At 67.4% G+C, this 17431-nt stretch carries 13 protein-coding genes and 1 tRNA gene; 7 read left to right on the forward strand and 7 right to left on the reverse strand.

Translation table 11 applies throughout. The features are described 5' to 3' along the window. Window positions 1-312 precede the first annotated feature (312 nt). Window positions 313-387 (reverse strand) — tRNA-Gln (locus FV220_RS02210). Between the two features lie 89 nt (window positions 388-476). On the opposite strand from FV220_RS02210, the gene FV220_RS02215 reads away from it, so the two are divergent. After that, window positions 477-1229 carry an SDR family oxidoreductase gene (locus FV220_RS02215; RefSeq protein WP_147829408.1) on the forward strand — a complete coding sequence of 251 codons (753 nt, stop codon included), beginning with the start codon at window positions 477-479 and terminating at the stop codon, window positions 1227-1229. A gap of 105 nt (window positions 1230-1334) precedes the next feature. After that, on the forward strand, window positions 1335-2969 hold the full coding sequence (locus FV220_RS02220; RefSeq protein ID WP_147829411.1) for a peptide chain release factor 3: 1635 nt from the start codon (window positions 1335-1337) through the stop codon (window positions 2967-2969). An 85-nt stretch (window positions 2970-3054) separates the two neighbouring features. On the opposite strand, the gene FV220_RS02225 is transcribed toward FV220_RS02220, so the two are convergent. The 3 genes from FV220_RS02225 to FV220_RS02235 form a co-directional block, all read right to left on the reverse strand. Further along, on the reverse strand, window positions 3055-4032 hold the full coding sequence (locus tag FV220_RS02225) for a TIM44-like domain-containing protein (protein ID WP_147829413.1): 978 nt from the start codon (window positions 4030-4032) through the stop codon (window positions 3055-3057). 138 nt (window positions 4033-4170) lie between these two features. Beyond that, a complete protein-coding gene (locus FV220_RS02230) occupies window positions 4171-5283 on the reverse strand; it encodes an ATP-binding protein (RefSeq protein WP_147829415.1) in 1113 nt (370 codons plus the stop codon). 96 nt (window positions 5284-5379) lie between these two features. Next, window positions 5380-6012, reverse strand: a complete 633-nt coding sequence (locus FV220_RS02235; RefSeq protein ID WP_147829417.1) for a helix-turn-helix transcriptional regulator — start codon at window positions 6010-6012, stop codon at window positions 5380-5382. A 204-nt stretch (window positions 6013-6216) separates the two neighbouring features. Between FV220_RS02235 and FV220_RS02240 the strand changes: the two genes are divergently transcribed. The 4 genes from FV220_RS02240 (at window position 6217) to FV220_RS02255 (ending at window position 10603) form a co-directional block, all read left to right on the forward strand. Further along, window positions 6217-6594 carry a DUF952 domain-containing protein gene (locus tag FV220_RS02240; RefSeq protein ID WP_056148052.1) on the forward strand — a complete coding sequence of 126 codons (378 nt, stop codon included), beginning with the start codon at window positions 6217-6219 and terminating at the stop codon, window positions 6592-6594. Beyond that, window positions 6591-7679, forward strand: coding sequence for a quinone-dependent dihydroorotate dehydrogenase (locus FV220_RS02245; protein WP_147829420.1), 1089 nt, complete (start codon window positions 6591-6593; stop codon window positions 7677-7679). Before FV220_RS02240 ends, FV220_RS02245 begins: the two co-directional genes overlap by 4 nt. A gap of 321 nt (window positions 7680-8000) precedes the next feature. Next, complete coding sequence (locus FV220_RS02250; RefSeq protein WP_056161893.1) at window positions 8001-10301, forward strand: FdhF/YdeP family oxidoreductase; 2301 nt, start codon at window positions 8001-8003, stop codon at window positions 10299-10301. Continuing rightward, on the forward strand, window positions 10298-10603 hold the full coding sequence (locus tag FV220_RS02255; protein WP_018044876.1) for a hypothetical protein: 306 nt from the start codon (window positions 10298-10300) through the stop codon (window positions 10601-10603). Before FV220_RS02250 ends, FV220_RS02255 begins: the two co-directional genes overlap by 4 nt. Before the next feature lie 8 nt (window positions 10604-10611). Here the strand turns inward: FV220_RS02255 and fliP are convergent, their stop codons facing one another. Further along, the gene (fliP, locus tag FV220_RS02260; protein WP_056148808.1) at window positions 10612-11376 is read right to left on the reverse strand and encodes a flagellar type III secretion system pore protein FliP; all 765 of its coding nucleotides are present in this window, start codon (window positions 11374-11376) and stop codon (window positions 10612-10614) included. A gap of 170 nt (window positions 11377-11546) precedes the next feature. Between fliP and FV220_RS02265 the strand changes: the two genes are divergently transcribed. Continuing rightward, window positions 11547-13610 carry a M3 family metallopeptidase gene (locus FV220_RS02265; RefSeq protein ID WP_147829422.1) on the forward strand — a complete coding sequence of 688 codons (2064 nt, stop codon included), beginning with the start codon at window positions 11547-11549 and terminating at the stop codon, window positions 13608-13610. Window position 13611: 1 nt separating this feature from the next. On the opposite strand, the gene FV220_RS02270 is transcribed toward FV220_RS02265, so the two are convergent. Then, window positions 13612-15402, reverse strand: a complete 1791-nt coding sequence (locus FV220_RS02270; RefSeq protein WP_018044873.1) for a hypothetical protein — start codon at window positions 15400-15402, stop codon at window positions 13612-13614. Between the two features lie 148 nt (window positions 15403-15550). After that, window positions 15551-17428, reverse strand: coding sequence for a flagellar hook-associated protein FlgK (gene flgK / locus FV220_RS02275; protein WP_147829424.1), 1878 nt, complete (start codon window positions 17426-17428; stop codon window positions 15551-15553). Window positions 17429-17431: the final 3 nt, after the last annotated feature.

A 17431-nucleotide genomic window follows, 5' to 3' on the forward strand; every position in this document is an offset into this window, starting at 1 on the left:
TTTTACTATAACAATTTATTGTATTGTAGATTTATAAATATATGGATTAAATTTACATTGCCGATATTCTATTGGAGCATATTTTTATAAATAAATGATCTATTGTTATTGTAATCTACCGTGAAATTGCATCTGTAATGAACTATAAAATTTAATGCGGGAATTTACCAAAGTTGTTTGAGAACAACCTGACTCTTCGATATGTTCGAATTCCAAAAAAATCAGTCAGCGGGGATTGTCGCGTCTGACATTCCGCACACAAGTGACGATAGACAATCTTGTGCGCCCGGCGAGCCGGCCCGTTTGCGTGGATGGCTGGGGCGGGAGGATTCGAACCTCCGAATGGCGGTACCAAAAACCGCTGCCTTACCACTTGGCGACGCCCCATCGACGCAAGGCCGCGCGTTGTCTAGACGCCGCGTCGGCCCGTTGCAACAGCCTGTTCGCTCCGGCCGACCAGGAAATGGAGAGCGCGCATGTCGAAGCGGATCGCGATCGTCACCGGGGCGGGGTCCGGGATCGGCCGGGCTGTGTCGCTCGGGCTCGCGCGAGCCGGGTTCGATCTGGCTCTGGCCGGGCGTCGAGGGGGGCCGCTCGATGAGGTCGCGGATGCCGTGCGTGCGATCGAAGTCGAGGCCTTGCCGGTGGAGACCGATGTCGGCGATGCCGCCTCTGTCGAGCATCTCTTCGCAGAGGTGAAGGCCCGGTTCGGTCGCCTCGACCTCCTGTTCAACAATGCCGGCCTGTTCGCCCCGTCCGTGCCGCTGGACGAACTCACCCTGGCGCAATGGCAGGCCGTGGTGAATGCCAACCTCACCGGCGCGTTCCTGTGCACGCAGGGCGCCTTCCGGATGATGAAGGCGCAGAGCCCGCGCGGCGGCCGTATCATCAACAACGGGTCGATCTCGGCCCAGGTGCCGCGTCCGAATTCGGCGCCCTATACGGCCACGAAACACGCGATCACCGGCCTGACCCGATCCACCTCCCTCGACGGACGCGACCACGACATCGCCTGCGGGCAGATCGATATCGGCAATGCCGAGACGGACATGACCAAGCCGATGGCGGCCGGCATCCGCCAGCCGGACGGATCGCTGAAGGTCGAGCCGGTGATGGATGCCCGTCACGTGGCGGATGCGGTGGTCTACATGGCCGGATTGCCCCTCGACGCCAACGTGCAGTTCATGACCGTGATGGCGACGAAGATGCCCTATATCGGGAGGGGTTGAGGCCCCACGCTTTCGCCCGGTCCCCGTTCGCACTACAGACGGGGCACGCACCCGACCTTGTACAGACAAGCCCGCCCCGGCGGACGAGAGAAGCAACCGCCCGCGATGTTGATGCAGACAGAACCCAAGGACGCGACCGGCAAGGATGCCGACAGGGCCAAGGATCCCGTCGCCCGCCGCCGCACCTTCGCGATCATCTCCCACCCGGATGCGGGCAAGACGACGCTCACCGAGAAGCTGCTCCTGTTCGGCGGCGCGATCCAGCTCGCTGGCGAGGTCAAGGCCAAGCGCAACCGCGTCTCGACCCGGTCCGATTGGATGGGCATCGAGAAGGAGCGCGGCATCTCGGTCGTCACCTCCGTGATGACTTTCGAGTACGGCGACTGCGTCTTCAACCTGCTCGACACGCCGGGCCACGAGGACTTCTCGGAGGATACCTACCGCACCCTGACGGCCGTCGATTCGGCGGTCATGGTGATCGACGCCGCCAAGGGCATCGAGGCGCGCACGCGCAAGCTGTTCGAGGTCTGCCGCCTGCGCGACATCCCCATCGTCACCTTCATCAACAAGCTCGACCGTGAGGCGCGCGACCCGTTCGAACTCCTCGACGAGATCGAGAAGACCCTGGCGCTGGATGTGGCGCCGGTCACCTGGCCCATCGGCCGCGGGCGGAGCTTTGCCGGCACCTACGACCTCGGCAACGGCCGCGTGCGTCGGCTGGATGCGGCGGATGACGCCGGCACCGTGGCCGTGTCCGGTGTGGACGATCCGCTCTTCGACCAGTTGCTCACCGAGGAGGGCGAGGTGGCAACGTGGCGCGAGGAGGCGGAGCTCGCCGAATCCGGCCTGAAGCGCTTCGATCTCGAGGCGTTTCGCGAGGGGCATCTCACGCCGGTCTTCTTCGGCTCGGCCCTGCGCAATTTCGGCGTGCGCGACCTCATCGACGGGCTCGCCCGTTTCGCACCGCCCCCGCGCGGGCAGGATTGCGACAAGCGCCTGGTGGAGCCCACCGAGCCGAAGATGACGGGCTTCGTGTTCAAGATCCAGGCGAACATGGATCCCAACCACCGCGACCGCATCGCCTTCATGCGGGTCTGCTCGGGCAGGCTCAGCCGCGGGATGAAGGCGAAGCTCGTGCGCACCGGCAAGCCGATGTCGCTCTCCGCGCCGCAATTCTTCTTCGCGCAGGACCGCGCCATCGCCGACGAGGCCTTTGCCGGCGACGTTGTCGGCATCCCCAACCACGGCACCCTGCGCATCGGCGACACGCTCACCGAGGGCGAGGAGATCGTGTTCCGCGGCGTGCCGAGCTTTGCCCCGGAAATCCTGCGCCGCATCAAGCTCACCGACGCGATGAAGGCCAAGAAGCTGCGGGAAGCCCTTCAGCAGATGGGCGAGGAGGGCGTCGTCCAGGTGTTCCGCCCGCATGACGGCTCGCAGGCCATCGTCGGTGTCGTCGGCGCGCTGCAGCTCGACGTGCTGAAGGAACGGCTCCAGGCCGAGTACGGCCTGCCCATCGATTACGAGCCGACGCGCTTCTCGATCTGCCGCTGGATCGAATCGGATGTGGAAACCGACCTCGATTCCTTCATCGGCTCGCATGGCTCGGCCATGGCGAGCGATCTCGACGGCGCGCCCGTCTTCATGGCGACCACCGCCTTCTCCCTCCGCTACGAGGAGGAGCGCGCGCCGAAGGTACGGTTCACCGACATCAAGGATTACCAGAAGCGCGCCGTCTGAATCTCGGCGGTGCCTGAATGGAAAAGGGCCGCGCGGTTTGCACCGCGCGGCCCTTTCTTGGTTTCAGCCGATGCCGTTGAGGCGTTCAGCGGCCCTGCTGGATCGCCGAGAGGATCCAACGCCCGCCGCGCTCGCGCACGAAGGTCCAGAGCTCCAGGGCCTCCGGCTCGCCGGTCTCGACGGTCTGGTTGGTCCGGAGGTCGACCGTCACGTCGGTGATGGCGTAGCGCATCGCCACGGTGGCGTATTCCATCCGGCCCTCGCTCCAGGCTTCCGACAGGTCGCCCTGCAGCAGCTTCACGTTCGAGATCCGGTTGACGACCCCACGGGATTCGTTGCCGCGGAGTTCTTCGGTGAAGTAGCCCGCCATTTCCGGTGTCGCGAGGTTGCGCAGAGCGGCGACGTCGCCACGTCCATAAGCCGCCTGCACGTCGTTGAGGGCGATCTCGAAGCTCTGGAAATCGCCGGGGCCGATATCGACCTTGCCCACGGTCGGCTGAGGCGCGCCGCGCGGGGTAGCCCCCATCGCCGGCCCAGGACCGGTGGCCGAGCCCGGAGCGGAGCGGTAGTTGCCCGGGGTGGAGTCGCCCTGGAGAGCGGACCGGGACATGCCGGCGGGAGCCGGATTGCCCTGGCGACGGCGGAACCAGCGCACGGCGAAGGCGACGACCATCACGATGAGGCCGACCTGCAGGAGGAGGCCGATCATCGAGGCGATGCCGCCGAGTCCACCGAAGAAGCCGCCGCCGAGGAGCGCGCCGAGCAGGCCCGCACCGAGCAGGCCGGCCATGAAGCCGCCGCCGAAGCGGGGACGCTGCGTGGCGGCGCTGGTCATGCCGGGATTGCCCATGGTCGAGCCGGGCTGCGTCTGCGAACGCTGGATCGGCGCCGCGCCCGGTGCCGTGGCCGTGGAGGAGGGGGCGTTGTACGTCTTCGAGCCGCGCGAGCCCATGCCGCCGCCGCCGCCCGGACGGGCCTCGGCAACGGGCGCTGCGACGGCCAGCACCGCGGCGAGCGCGAAGATGGTCGCGGCGCGGGTGCGACGCGTGGAGGAGATGAACATGAATACGCCTCTGAACGAAGTCTGAGAGAGTCCCGGCGGGAATGCCGGACCTTATATGGTGACGTCCGGCGACAAGTTTTAGTCCGTCTTCGGCGCCGCTTTTGTTCCGTGGACGACGATGGGAAGAGCCGTGACGCCTCAGCCGGCGGCGGGGAAGATCATCCGTACCGTCGTTCCCTCGCCGGGCTTGCTGTCGAGGGAGACGGTGCCGTTCTGGCGCTTCACCAGGCCGTGGACGATGGCGAGCCCGGTGCCGCGCCCGGCCTCGCGCGTGGTGATGAAGGGAGCCAGCGCTCTCGCTGCCATCTCCGGCGACATCCCATGCCCGGTATCCCGCACCGAGATGCCGATGGCGCCGTCTCCCTGCCGGCGGATCGCTGGGTCGCTCGACGGCACCAGGAAGCTCGTGATTTCGACACTGCCGCCGGCCGGCATCGCCTCGCAGGCATTGGCGACGATGTGAGAGAGGGCGAGATCCACCTGGGTCGGGTTGGTGAGGCCGTTGGGTAGATCCGGCGCGGTGTGGACCGTCAGTGTCACTCCGGGCGGAAGCGTCCCGCGCATGCGCGTGCCGAAAGCGGTGATGAGGGCGTTCATGTCGACGGGGCGGACATCCGGCGCGATCCGGCGCGAGAAAGTCAGCAAATGCCGCGTCAGGATCGTCGCCCGCTCCACGGCATCGGTGGACCGGGTCACGGCCCGCTGGATGAAGGGTTCTTCCCGGTCGCCGAGACGCCGCTTCAGCCCATCGATATAGCCGATGAGGATCTGCAGGAAGTTGTTGAACTCGTGGGCGACGCTGTTGGTGAGCAACCCGAGGGCCTCGCGTTGCCGGGACAAAGCGAGCGCCCCTTCCGCGTCCCTGCGCCGGGTCACGTCGACCAGTTGCGCGAGGAGAAGACCGGTATCCGGCAGGGGCACCGCGAAGATCTCGGCCCAGAAGGTCGAGCCGTTTCGGCGCCAGGCCAGTACCTCGATCCCTTCCGGCCGCGTACCCGCCAAGGCCGCGGCGAAAGCGCTTCCGGCGTCCTTATCGGTATTGGCGCCGAGAAGGAGATGGACGTCGCGTCCGGCGAGATCGCCGGTCTCATGGCCGGTGAGCAGCGCGAAGGCTGGATTGGCCGAGACGATCCTCGCCGTCGCCGGGTCGATCAACAGGGCCGGTACGGCGCTGGCCTCGAGGCCCGAGCGAAAATCGATGCGCGAGTCCGGAGGATCGCCTGGTTCGCCGTCCTGATCATGCAACGCCATGCTCTATCCAGGCCTGTCGGAGCGAAACGGGCTCCAGCGTGAGTCGCATCGGGTGCGGGTGCCAGGATCGATCGGCACGGCGGCTCCCGGCGATGGCTATTGCCGCACCCACATCACCCGGGCGATCCAGGCGATCTCGGCCACTTGGACGATGCGTTCGGGGTGGTTCGGGTTGAGAGAGAGCAGCTCGATGGTCCGGGCGGTCTTGCGGCGCAGTTCCTTGGCCAGCACTTCGCCGCTCGCCAGACGCACCACCACGCGGTCGCCCTTGCGGACACTGGCGGTGGGAGAGACGATCAGCACGTCACCGTCGCGATAGAGCGGCTCCATGGAATCGCCCTGCACTTCGAGGGCGAAGGCACGATCCTCGCCGAGATCGGGAAACTCGATCTCCTCCCAGCCCGGGCCGCCCGTTGGCATGCCTTCCTCGGTGAAGAGCCGGCCGGCGCCGGCCTGCGTCATGCCGATCAGCGGCACCATGGCGCGCGGCATGCGTTCCCGTGGCTCGATGAGGCGAAGGAAATCGTCGAGCGTCGCGTTGGTGGCCGCGAGCACCTTCGACACGGATTCGGTGGAGGGCCAGCGCTTGCGCCCATCCGGCCCGATCCGCTTCGAGCGATTGAAGCTCGTGGCGTCGAGGCCCGCACGGCGTGCGAGACCGGAGGCCGAGAAGCCGTGGCGTTCCGCGAGGCGATCGATCGCGGTCCAGATCTGCTCGTGGGACAGCATGGCGAGACTCGATCAGAATGGCTAAGACATCCAGCCTAGCTTTAGGAAAGTAGAACTAAACTACGCCGGAAGCAACGGCACGCCGCCATTATCCAGAAGGTGTAGGAACTCGGAAAGGACGACTTGAGGTAGCGACCGATCGTGGTTGCGACGGATGCCGACCCGTTCTATCGCGTGGACCGTCGAACCGGAAGGCAACGCGCGATGCCCGTGATCTACAAGATTTGCCCGCGCGCCCTCTGGCGCGAGGCGGAGGAAGCGGGGCGGTTCGCGGGTGCGCCCGTCGACGAGGCCGACGGGTTCATCCATTTCTCCACCGCCGACCAGGTGGCTGAAACGGCCGCCCGGCACTTCGCGGGTGTCTCCGATCTCCTCCTCATCGGCATCGAGGCCGAGGCGCTGGGCGAGGCCCTACGCTACGAGCCCTCCCGCGGCGGAGCGCTGTTCCCCCATCTCTACGGCGATCTGCCCCTCGACGCCGTCATATCCGTGACCGAGCTTCCGATCGGGCCGGACGGACGGCATGTGTTTCAAGCTGATCTTATCTCGTCCGCCAGCCCCGCAACCGGAGCATCGGTATGATCGGCGCTCTCTTTCCCCTCGCAAAGCCGATCCTGCACGGTCTCGACGCCGAGACGGCGCACAACCTCACCTTGCGCGGGCTGGGGCTTCTGCCTCCGCGAAAGCCCAGTCCGGATGATTCGGGGCTCGCGGTCACCGTCTTCGGCCGCCGGTTCCCCAATCCGGTCGGCCTGGCGGCGGGGTTCGACAAGGGCGCGCAGGTGCCCGATGCCCTGCTCGGCCTGGGCTTCGGCTTCGTCGAGGTCGGCGGCGTGGTGCCGAAGCCGCAGGGCGGTAATCCGCGCCCGCGCGTGTTCCGCCTGAGCGCCGACGGTGCCGTCATCAACCGCTTCGGTCTCAACAGCGAAGGGCTCGACGTCGTGCGCGGCCGCCTCGCGGCCAGAGGCGGCCGGACCGGTCTGGTGGGCATCAACATCGGGGCCAACAAGGATTCCACCGACAGGATCGCCGATTACGTGGCCTGCACCACGGCGCTGGCGCCCCATGTCGCCTTCGTCACGGTCAACGTCTCTTCGCCGAACACCCCCGGACTGCGCGACCTCCAGGGCGAAGCCTTCCTCGACGATCTGTTGGGACGCGTGGTCGAGGCCCGCGACAAGGCCTCGCCCGAGACCGCGATCCTGCTCAAGATCGCCCCCGACATCTCGCTCGAAGCCCTCGATTCCATCGTCGCCACCGCCTTGCGCCGCAAGGTGCAGGGCCTCGTCGTCTCCAACACCACCATCGCGCGGCCGACCAGTCTCACCGAAGCCTCCCTGGCGACGGAGCCCGGGGGCCTGTCCGGCCGCCCGCTTTTCGAACCGGCGACCCGCCTTCTGGCGGAGGCCTACCTGCGTGTCGGCGGTACCATCCCGCTCATCGGCGTCGGCGGGATCGACTCCGCCGAGGCGGCTTGGACCAAGATCCGTGCCGGAGCGAGCCTGCTGCAGCTCTACTCGGCCCTGGTCTATGCCGGCCCCGGCCTCGTGAGCACGATCAAATCCGGCCTGCTGCGCAAGCTCGGCACGGAGGGTGCGCGCGACCTGTCCGCCATCGTCGGCCGCGATGCCGCGGCTCTGTCCAGGCTCGGCCTCGACGCCAGGTAAGCGAGGGGCGGGCCGAGGGACATGGCGTGACCTGCTCCCGCATCGCGGTGGAAGTCTCGGCAAGGCCGGTTTCGGATCGGGCCGGCAGGTCCGATCCCGGCGCCATTCGCATGCGTCTTCTGCGCTGGGATCGGGGGTGAGTTTAGAACTCCGTAAGACTGCTCGGTTTCATGCCATGACATGTCCACAGGCGCATGACTGGCCCGCGTTTGCCCCTGATTGAGTGACCCTTGTGCGGTGCGATATCGCTGGTGGAATCGACGGTGGCCTCGCCCTGCGACGGCACTGTCCCATCCCTTATTTGCCGAACCAGGATCGTTCATGGATCACCCGGTCGCGTCCCCCAAGCGTTCCTCCGCCGCCGGCGGGTGGGGCGCGCTGAAGAGCTGCGGCAAGCACCTGCTGAGCAGCCGCGCCCCGCTCTCCGGGGCCCGCGCCATGCTCAAGGCCAACCAGCCCGACGGGTTCGATTGTCCCGGCTGCGCCTGGGGTGATCCGGCGCACGGCTCGTCGTTCGAGTTCTGCGAGAATGGCGTGAAGGCCGTCTCCTGGGAGGCGACCGACAAGCGCACGCCGCCGAAGTTCTTCGCCAAGCATACCGTCTCGGAGCTGCGTGGCTGGACCGACTACGCGCTGGAAGGCGAGGGACGCCTGACGCACCCCATGCGCTACGACGCAGGCAGCGACCGCTACCTGCCCGTCAGCTGGGACGACGCCTTCGCCGAGATCGGCGCCACCCTGCGCGGCCTCGACAGCCCGGACCGTGCCGAGTTCTACACCTCCGGTCGCGCCTCCAACGAGGCGGCTTACATCTACCAGCTGTTCGCCCGGCTCTACGGCACCAACAACTTCCCCGACTGCTCCAACATGTGCCACGAGGCCAGCGGCATCGCCCTCCAGGCGGCCATCGGCATCGGCAAGGGCACCGTGCTGCTCGAGGATTTCGAGAAGGCGGACGCGATCTTCGTGGTTGGCCAGAACCCCGGCACCAACCATCCCCGCATGCTCGGCGACCTGCGCAAGGCGGCGACCCGCGGCGCCCGCGTTGTGGTGTTCAACCCCGTGCGCGAGCGCGGGCTCGAACGCTTCGCCGACCCGCAGAACACGGTGGAGATGCTGCGCGGTGCCAGCGCCCCGGTGGCGAGCCACTATTACCAGCCCCGTCCGGGCGGCGACATGGCGGCGTTCCGCGGCATCGCCAAGGCGGTCTTCGCGGCGGACGACGCGGCTCGCGCCGCCGGCCGTCCATCCGTCCTGGATCGCGCCTTCCTCAGCCACCACGCCGAGGGCCACGAGGCCTATCGCGCCGTCGTGGAGGCGACGAGCTGGGAGGCGATCGAGGACCAGTCCGGCCTCTCCCGCGCCGATATCGAGGTGGCTGCCGACGTCTATCTCGGCGCCGACAAGGTGATCTGCACCTGGGCCATGGGCGTCACCCAGCACAAGCACTCGGTGGCGACCATCCGGGAGATGACCAACGTCATGCTCCTGCGCGGCAATATCGGCCGTCCCGGCGCGGGCCTCTGCCCCGTGCGCGGGCATTCCAACGTGCAGGGCGACCGCACGGTGGGCATCAACGAGAAGCCGCCCGCCGCGCTGCTCGACGCCCTCGAGCGCGAGATCGGCTTCGTCGCCCCGCGCAAGCACGGTCACAACGTCATCGGCGCCATCGGCGCCATGCTCGACGGATCGTCGAAGGCCTTCATCGGGCTCGGCGGCAACTTCGCCCGCGCCACGCCGGATACGGCACTGGTGGCCAAGGCGCTCGCCTCCTGCGAGCTCACCGTCCATATCGCCACGAAGCTCAACCACTCGCATCTCGTGCCCGGCCGCGTCGCCTACCTGCTGCCCTGTATCGGCCGCACCGAAATCGACCGGAACTCGAAGGGCAAGATCCAGATCGTCACGGTCGAGGATTCAATGAGCATGGTCCACGGCTCGGGCGGCATCAACAAGCCCGCCTCGCCGGAACTGCGCTCCGAGATCGCGATCATCGCCGGCATGGCAGCCGCCACCGTCGGCTCGGACAAGGTCGATTGGGCGGCCCTCGCCGACGATTACGACGGCATCCGTGCGCTGATCGAGCGGACCATTCCGGGGTTCGCCGGTTACAACGCCCGCGTCCGCCGTCCGCGCGGCTTCATGCTGCGCAACCTCGCCGCCGAGCGCAACTTCGAGACGGTGAACGGAAAAGCGAACTTCTCCGCCGATGCCCTGCCGGAGGCGACCGAGCATCAGCAGGCGAGGGCGATGGGCGACACCTTCGTGCTCCAGACCTTCCGCAGCCACGATCAGTACAACACCACCGTCTACGGCCTCGACGACCGCTATCGCGGGGTCTACGGCGAGCGTCAGGTGTTGTTCGCCCATCCCGACGACCTGGCCGAGATCCGTGCCGTCGCCGGCGACCGGGTGGACATCGTCGGCACCCACGACGACGGCGTGGTGCGGGTGGCCGAAGGCTTCCGCCTCGTGCCCTTCGACATGCCGCGCGGCAGTCTCGCCGGCTACTACCCGGAGCTCAACGTCCTCGTTCCCCTGTCGTCCTTCGGCAAGGAGAGCGACACGCCGACCTCGAAATCGGTGATGGTCTCGATCCGTCGCCCGGCGCAAGCCGCGTGAGCGAGCCGCCCGCCGACGCCGAGACCTTCCTCGCCGTCACCGATTCCATCGCCGATCTCCAGCCCGGCCTCTCCACCCTGGAGGCCGGGTTGCTGGCGGGGCTGCACCTGAAGCTCGCCGCCGACAGCCGCAGCTTCGCGCGGGTGTTCGGCGTGGAGCATGCCCTCGTCCTGCGCGCCGTGGAGACCCTGTCGGGGGAAGCGGAGCTTCTGGCGATCACCGAGCGCAACCAGCGCACCCAGCGGACCCGCTACGAGGCGACGCCGGCGGGGCTCGCCATCCTGGACCACCTGCACGGCTGATCTCGCATTCAGCTTCCGTAGCTCTGGATCAGCGAGCCCGCGACCAGGGTCCAGCCGTCCACCAGCACGAAGAAGATCAGCTTGAACGGCAGTGCCACCGTCGCCGGCGGCACCATCATCATGCCCACCGCCATCAGGATCGAGGCGACGACGAGGTCGATGATGAGGAAGGGGATGAAGAGGAGGAAGCCGATCTCGAAGGCCCGCCTGAGTTCCGAGATCATGAAGGCCGGCGTGACGATCTCGAGGCCGATGGCTTCCGGCCCGGCAGGGGCGGGGGCCTTCGCCATGTCGAGAAACAGCTTCAGATCCTTCTCGCGCACGTTGCGCAGCATGAAGGTCTTGAACGGGGCCGAGGCCCGCTCGAACGCCACGCTCTGCGTGATCTGCCCGGCGATCAGCGGTTCGATGCCGGTCCGGTAAGCCTCCCGCGCCGTCGGCGCCATGACGAAGGCGGTGAGGAACAGGGCGAGGCTGGTGATCACGGCATTGGGCGGCGCACTCTGCGTGCCGAGGGCCGAGCGCAGGATCGACAGGACGACCACGATCCGCGTGAACGAAGTCGCCATCACCAGCACGGACGGCGCGAGCGCGAGGACGGTGATGAGGGCGACGAGTTGGAGCGCCCGCTCCGTCACCCCGCCCTGGCCGAGATCGACCGAGAGGCTCTGAGCCATGGCCGCACCGATGCCGGCGGCCAGGAAACCGCTCGCCGCCAGGACGAGGCGGGCGGTGCGGATCGGGACGGTGACGGATCGGAGGGAGGGTGTCATGGCGGCGGCAACCTGCGTCGAGCCGTGCGCGGGCGCAAGCGATGATGTCCCGCAGATGCCGTCCACAGGCGCACGCATGTCACCGCAAAACCACGCGGGGGCTTTGCGCTCGTTCCCTCCGATGGCTACGTTCCGGCCGAGCCAGCGGCGCACGATTTCGAAGGACGACCATGACGAGCACCACCATCCGGGACATCGGACCGTTCGCGGAGCCTGTATGGGACACGCCGTTCGGCCTGCCGCCCTTCGACAGGATCCGGCCGGAGCATTTCCTGCCCGCCTTCGAGACGGCCCTGGATTCGCACGATGCCGAGATCGCGGCCATCGCCGAGTCTTCGGAGCCGGCGACCTTCGCCAACACGGTGGAGGCGATGGAGCGCGCGGGCCTCGATCTCGACCGCGTCGCTTCCGTCTTCTTCAACCTGAGCGGCAGCAACACCAGCCCGGACCTCCAGGCCGTCGAGCGGGCGATCACGCCGCGTCTCGCCCGCCACGGCAGCGCCATCTACCTCAATCCCCGGCTCTGGGCGCGCATCGCCGCCGTCGACGCGGATGCGGAGACGCTCGGCTCGGAAGAGCGGCGCGTCCTCGACCGCTACCGCACACGCTTTCGCCGCGCCGGTGCCGATCTCGCTCCCGAGGCGAAGACGCGGATGGCCGAGATCGCCGGGCGGATGGCCGAGCTCGGGACGACGTTCAGCCAGAACCTGCTGGCCGATGAGAGCGCCTTCATCCTCCCCCTCGAGGGTGAGGCGGACCTCGCCGGCCTGCCCGAGTTCCTGAGGGCGGCCGCCGCCAGCGCGGCCAAGGACCGGGGCGGCGAGCACGGTCACGTCATCACCCTGTCGCGCTCGCTGATCGAGCCGTTCCTGGTCTTCTCCGCCCGGCGTGACCTGCGCGAGAAGGCCTACGAGGCCTGGACCCGCCGTGGCGAGAGCGGGGGCGCCACGGACAACAAGGGGATCATCGCCGAGATCGTCGCCCTCCGCGCGGAGCGGGCTCGGCTCCTCGGCTTCGACAGCTTCGCTCATTTCAAGCTCTCCGACACCATGGCCGGCTCGCCGGACGCGGCGATGGAACTCCTGCGCAACGTCTGGACGCCGGCCCATGCCCGTGCGGGCGCGGAACGCGACCGGCTCCAGGCGCTGGCGACGGCGGAAGGGGCCGACTTCGCCATCCGCGCCCACGATTGGCGCCACTATGCGGAGAAGCTCCGGCGGTCCGAGCACGATCTCGACGAGGGCGAGATCAAGCCCTACCTGCCCCTGGACGGCGTCATCGCGGCCTCCTTCGACACGGCCTCGCGCCTGTTCCACCTGCGCTTCGAGGAACTCACCGACTTCCCCCGCTACCATCCCGACGTGCGGGCCTGGACGGTACGCAATGCCGACGGATCGGAGGTCGGGATCTTCCTCGGCGATTACTTCGCCCGGTCGTCGAAGCGCAGCGGCGCCTGGATGAGTGCCTTCCGCTCACAGGAGCGGCTCAACGGCCCGATCACGCCGATCATCGTCAACGTGATGAACTTCGCCAAGGCGCCGGCGGGCGAGACGCCGCTTCTGTCCTTCGACGACGCGCGCACCCTGTTTCACGAGTTCGGCCATGCCCTGCACGGCCTCCTCTCCGACGTGAAATACCCGCTTCTCGCGGGCACGGCGGTGGCGGGCGATTTCGTCGAACTGCCCTCGCAGCTCTACGAGCACTGGCTCGAACAGCCGGAAGTGCTGCGCGCCCATGCACGCCATTACCGCACCGGCGAGCCGATGCCGGAAGACCTGCTCACGCGCATGCTCGCGGCGCGTGCCTTCAATCAGGGCTTCGCCACCATCGAGTACACCGCCTCGGCGATCGTCGACATGACGCTGCATCTATCGAGCGGCGGCGAGGACGGGCTCGACGTCCTGGCCTTCGAGGCCGACGCCCTGCAGCGCATCGGCATGCCGGCGGAGATCTCCATGCGGCACCGCTCGCCGCATTTCGCGCATATCTTTTCCGGCGATAGCTATGCGGCCGGCTATTACAGCTACCTCTGGTCCGAGGTGCTGGATGCCGATGCGTTCGACGCGTTCCGCGAGGCCGGCGACATCTTCCACCCCGAGACGGCGGCGCGCCTGCGCAAGTTCGTCTACGGGGCCGGAAACCTGCGTGACCCCGGCGAGGCCTACACCGCCTTCCGCGGCCGCCTGCCGAGCATCGATCCGCTGCTGCGCCAGCGCGGCCTGGCGGCGGCCTGATTCAGGAGAGGTAGTTCGTCAGCGTCAGCTTCGAGAGCATCGAGGTTACCTGGTAGCTCGCCTGAAGCTGGTTCTGGAGCGCCAGGAGCTTCGCTGTCACTTCCTCGAGGGAGACCGTATCGACGCCGTCGAGACTGTCCTGAAGGGTGGCCCTGGCGGCGCGGTTGTCGGCCTTCGTCTCCGTCATGGTCTTGGCCGCGAGGCCGAGATCGCTGGCGATGGCCTGTAATCCCTCGCGCCCGTTGGTGGAGGTGAGAACCGAGCGTGAGCGTTCCGCGACGGCGAGGTAGCGTGCGGCCTCCGACGTTCCGGTCTGCGTGGTGGTGAAACTCTGCACCGCGACCTGCGCGATCCCGGCGAGGACCGCGCGGATCGGCGCCTCGTTGGCCTGGGCTCCGATGCCGATCTTTCGGTCCGAGCCGATCTGCACCGATGCCGTCGCCCGTGGATCGGTGGAGGTATCGTCGCCGGTGTACCAAATGACGGTCGTGGCGCTGGCCCCTTCCGCGTAGCCGTTCCCGTCCGCCGATACGCGGCGCGGCGCAAGACCCTCGGTCTTCGACCCGGCGAAGAAATCCTGGGTGGCGCGCGACGCCGAACTCGCCGAGAGGGTCGTCCCCGCCGTCTCCTTCAGCGCGTTCGACAGGGCGGTGGAGATGTTGGCGGCGACGTCACCGGTCAGCGAGAACTCGGTGGTGGACTTCGCATCCGCATTCGCCTTCGCGGTCAGCGTGATCGTCTGCGTGGTGCCGTCGCGAAGCGCGAGCTTGAAGGTCAGCGTGTCCCCCGCCGCCGGAGGGGTCTTCACGTTGAGCTCCACCGAAGCCGGCGTGCCGGCGCCGAAATTCGCCGCGAGCCCGAGGGAGGCCTTGCCCTGGATGCTGGCAACGGGCTGGCCCTGGAACTTCTTGGTGAGGGCGGCGGCGGTCTCGGCGGCCGTACCGAGCGGGATCGTGTTGGTGGAATCCGCCGGAGGATTGGCGGTGACGATCAGGTCGGTGAAACTCTGGGTTCCGTCGGGCTGGTTGATCGCCACGCGGATGCGGTCGCCTTCCGCCGGCGCATTGGCCACGGAGAAGGTGACGTCCGGGTTCGTGCGCGCCGTCATCGGCCCCGCCGTGATGGCCGCCGGGTTCGAACTCGCCGCAGAGACGAGGCTGAAGCCGAAATTCGCACGCGCCTCCGTGCCTCCGGCTCCGGTACCCTCTTCGCTGACCGTCACGGTGGAGCCCGACACGCTCGTGGCGATGCGGCCATTGCCGTTCGGGCCGAGATCGGCGGCGATCTGCTCGCTCACCACGGTCTTGAGGCCGTCGAGGTTGCGGCTGGGCACGCCGTTGAGGATCGCATCCGACGAGGCGACGGGCGGGGCGTCGGAATCGCGACCGCCGAAGATGTAATTACCGGCGACGTCCTGGTTCAAGGCGTCCACGGCGGCGTCCAGGCTGTTCCTGGCTACCTGCACGGCGTTCGAACCGGACGCGATCGACCCGCTATTCAACGAACCCTGGACGATGCCGCTGAGGTTGGAGAGCTGTGTCACCGCCGAACTGGCGACCGTCACCCGCGTGGTGTTCGCGTTGATCGCGGCATCGTAGCCATCGAGCGCGCTAAGCGAGGCGTGGGCAGAGAGGCTGGTGGTTCGCGCAGAGCCGATGCCGCCATACGTCTCCGCATTGCGTCCGGTGCTGAGCTGGGTCGTCAACGCATCGAGGCGCGCCTTCTGGCTGACCAGATTCGCTGTGTTGCGATCCTGAAAATAGGTGCCTGCCGTGAAGGCGCTGATCGTCATCGTGACCTCGGCGAAAGGGTCTTCACGGGTATGACCGTTGGAAGACGCCGGACAAGTGACCCGAACCGTGGAGCCCACGTTTCGGAAGAACGAAATGCGGAAAGAAGACCTGGAGCAACCTCACGGACAGGAAGTCCGTGAGGAATCTCTAGATCCGGAGAAGCGTGTCCAGCATGTCGCGCGCGGCCGTGAGGACGCGGGCATTGGCGGTATAAGCCGTCTGCAACCCGACGAGCTTCGACATCTCCTCGTCGATCTTGACGCCGGATGTGCCCGCGAACCGACTCTGCGCCGTCGCCAGAGCGATGCTCTGCCCTTCGTCGAGAAACTGTGCGGTCGCGGTGGCGGCGCCCTGGGCGTCGATGATCTTCTGGGTGAAGTCCTGAACCGAGGTCGTGAAGGGGGCGCTGATGCCGCCGATTCCGCTCGCCGCCGAGAAGGTCCGGTTGGCGGTCGTGAGGGCGTTGTGGAGGTATTGCGGTCGCGATACGTCGTTGGCGGGAGTGGATGACGACATCTTCACCAGCGATTCGGTCTTCGCCGCCACCGCCGGGTTCACGCCGATGCGTTGAGCAAAGCCCGTCAGCTGCGAGCCGCCATCGAACGAGCCGGTGAAGAGACGGGCCTGGCCGCCGCCATCGACGAAGAGCGGGATCTGCGGCTTGCCATTCGTCACGTCGTCGGCTGTTTTCGACTGGGTGACGCTGGCGCTGATCCCTTGGATCGTCGTGGTCCCGTTCGCCGGGGTCAGGATTCTGACCGCGCCTTCCTTGCCGACAGTGCCGTTGGACGTCACGGTGAATGACGAGCCGAGGGCAGCGGCGATCGAGGCGCCGAGCTTGGCCGGGTCGCTCTCCAGCGTGAACGGCACGATGGTCGCCAGCGGGTCGGCGACATCGGTCCGGTTCACGGCGGCGGGCGGATTCAGTTTGGACGGAACCAGGATCAGGTTGCGCTGGGCGCCCTTGTCATCCTTGAGGCTGATCGTGATGGCGTTGCCGGCGCTGAGGCCGGTCAGGTCGATGTCAAAACCCGCTCCGGTCGTCGTGGAGGCGGGCGTGCCCACCGCCGACGTATCGGACAGCGACCGCGACAGGCCCGCCGCGAGATCGTCGAGCTGGCGCTGGGCCTGGGGCAGAACCGTGTCGCGCAGCTCGATTCCGGCGGCCAGCGAGCCCGAGCGGATCGCGTTCGAGGCCACCAGATCGATCGTTCCGCCGCCCGGCGTGGTCGCCGTGATGGTTCCGACGCCGCGCTGGGCCGGGTCCGCGGAGTAGCTGTCCTCTGGACCGAGCGTGCCGCGGCCGTCGAAGCTCAAACTCGCCGCGCTGGCCCGGTCCACCAGGGTCATGCCGGAATTGGTCATGACCGTGACGGTCCCGTCGCGCTGCACCGAGGCCTGCACGTCGAGATAGCCGGAGAGGGAATTGAGGGCCTGGTCGCGCTGGTCGAGCAGGGCGACCTTGGACCCATCGTCGCTGGTGGCCGCGATCTTGACGTTGAGTTGGGCGATGGACGAGAGCAGGCCGCTCGCCGCCGACGTATCGTTGGAGAGCTGGCTCTCGGTCGCGGTGCGCAGGGATTGGACCCCCTCTGCGATGCTTCCGATCTTCGTCGCGAGGTTCGATGCCGCCGCGACCACGGCGGAGCGGGCGGGCGCGGAGTCCGGGGCAGCGCCGAGGGTCTGGAGCGCCAGGGTAAAGCTGTTCATCACCCCGTCGAGGGCGCTCGTCGTGCCGGGCGTGCCGTAGAGCTTGTCGAGCTGGGTCCGGACGTCCGCCATCATGCCCGTATAGGACGCGCCGGACGTCTCCAGCCGCAGCTGCTTCAACGAATTCTCGTCGAAGACCCGGTCGATCGTGCCGAGGGCAACGCCGGAATTGCCGGGCCCCTGGGCGACAGTGTCGAGCGAGCGCTTGACATAGCCGGTGGTGCCGACATTCGCGATGTTCTGCGAGACGATGCCGATGGCGGCCTGAGTGGTCTTCAGGCCGGCCATGGCCGTGTTCAGGGCTGATAACGACACGCT

The organism is Methylobacterium sp. WL19 (assembly GCF_008040005.1).
Taxonomy (GTDB): Bacteria; Pseudomonadota; Alphaproteobacteria; order Rhizobiales; family Beijerinckiaceae; genus Methylobacterium; species Methylobacterium bullatum.

Coding starts and splice junctions, on each gene's coding strand:
- FV220_RS02250 (WP_056161893.1), top strand. CDS start 8,001: ATGGATCACCCGGTCGCGTCCCCCAAGCGTTCCTCCGCCGCCGGCGGG.
- FV220_RS02225 (WP_147829413.1), bottom strand. CDS start 4,032: ATGTTCATCTCCTCCACGCGTCGCACCCGCGCCGCGACCATCTTCGCG.
- FV220_RS02235 (WP_147829417.1), bottom strand. CDS start 6,012: ATGCTGTCCCACGAGCAGATCTGGACCGCGATCGATCGCCTCGCGGAA.
- FV220_RS02230 (WP_147829415.1), bottom strand. CDS start 5,283: ATGGCGTTGCATGATCAGGACGGCGAACCAGGCGATCCTCCGGACTCG.
- fliP (WP_056148808.1), bottom strand. CDS start 11,376: ATGACACCCTCCCTCCGATCCGTCACCGTCCCGATCCGCACCGCCCGC.
- FV220_RS02265 (WP_147829422.1), top strand. CDS start 11,547: ATGACGAGCACCACCATCCGGGACATCGGACCGTTCGCGGAGCCTGTA.
- FV220_RS02220 (WP_147829411.1), top strand. CDS start 1,335: ATGTTGATGCAGACAGAACCCAAGGACGCGACCGGCAAGGATGCCGAC.
- FV220_RS02270 (WP_018044873.1), bottom strand. CDS start 15,402: ATGACGATCAGCGCCTTCACGGCAGGCACCTATTTTCAGGATCGCAAC.
- FV220_RS02245 (WP_147829420.1), top strand. CDS start 6,591: ATGATCGGCGCTCTCTTTCCCCTCGCAAAGCCGATCCTGCACGGTCTC.
- FV220_RS02240 (WP_056148052.1), top strand. CDS start 6,217: ATGCCCGTGATCTACAAGATTTGCCCGCGCGCCCTCTGGCGCGAGGCG.
- FV220_RS02215 (WP_147829408.1), top strand. CDS start 477: ATGTCGAAGCGGATCGCGATCGTCACCGGGGCGGGGTCCGGGATCGGC.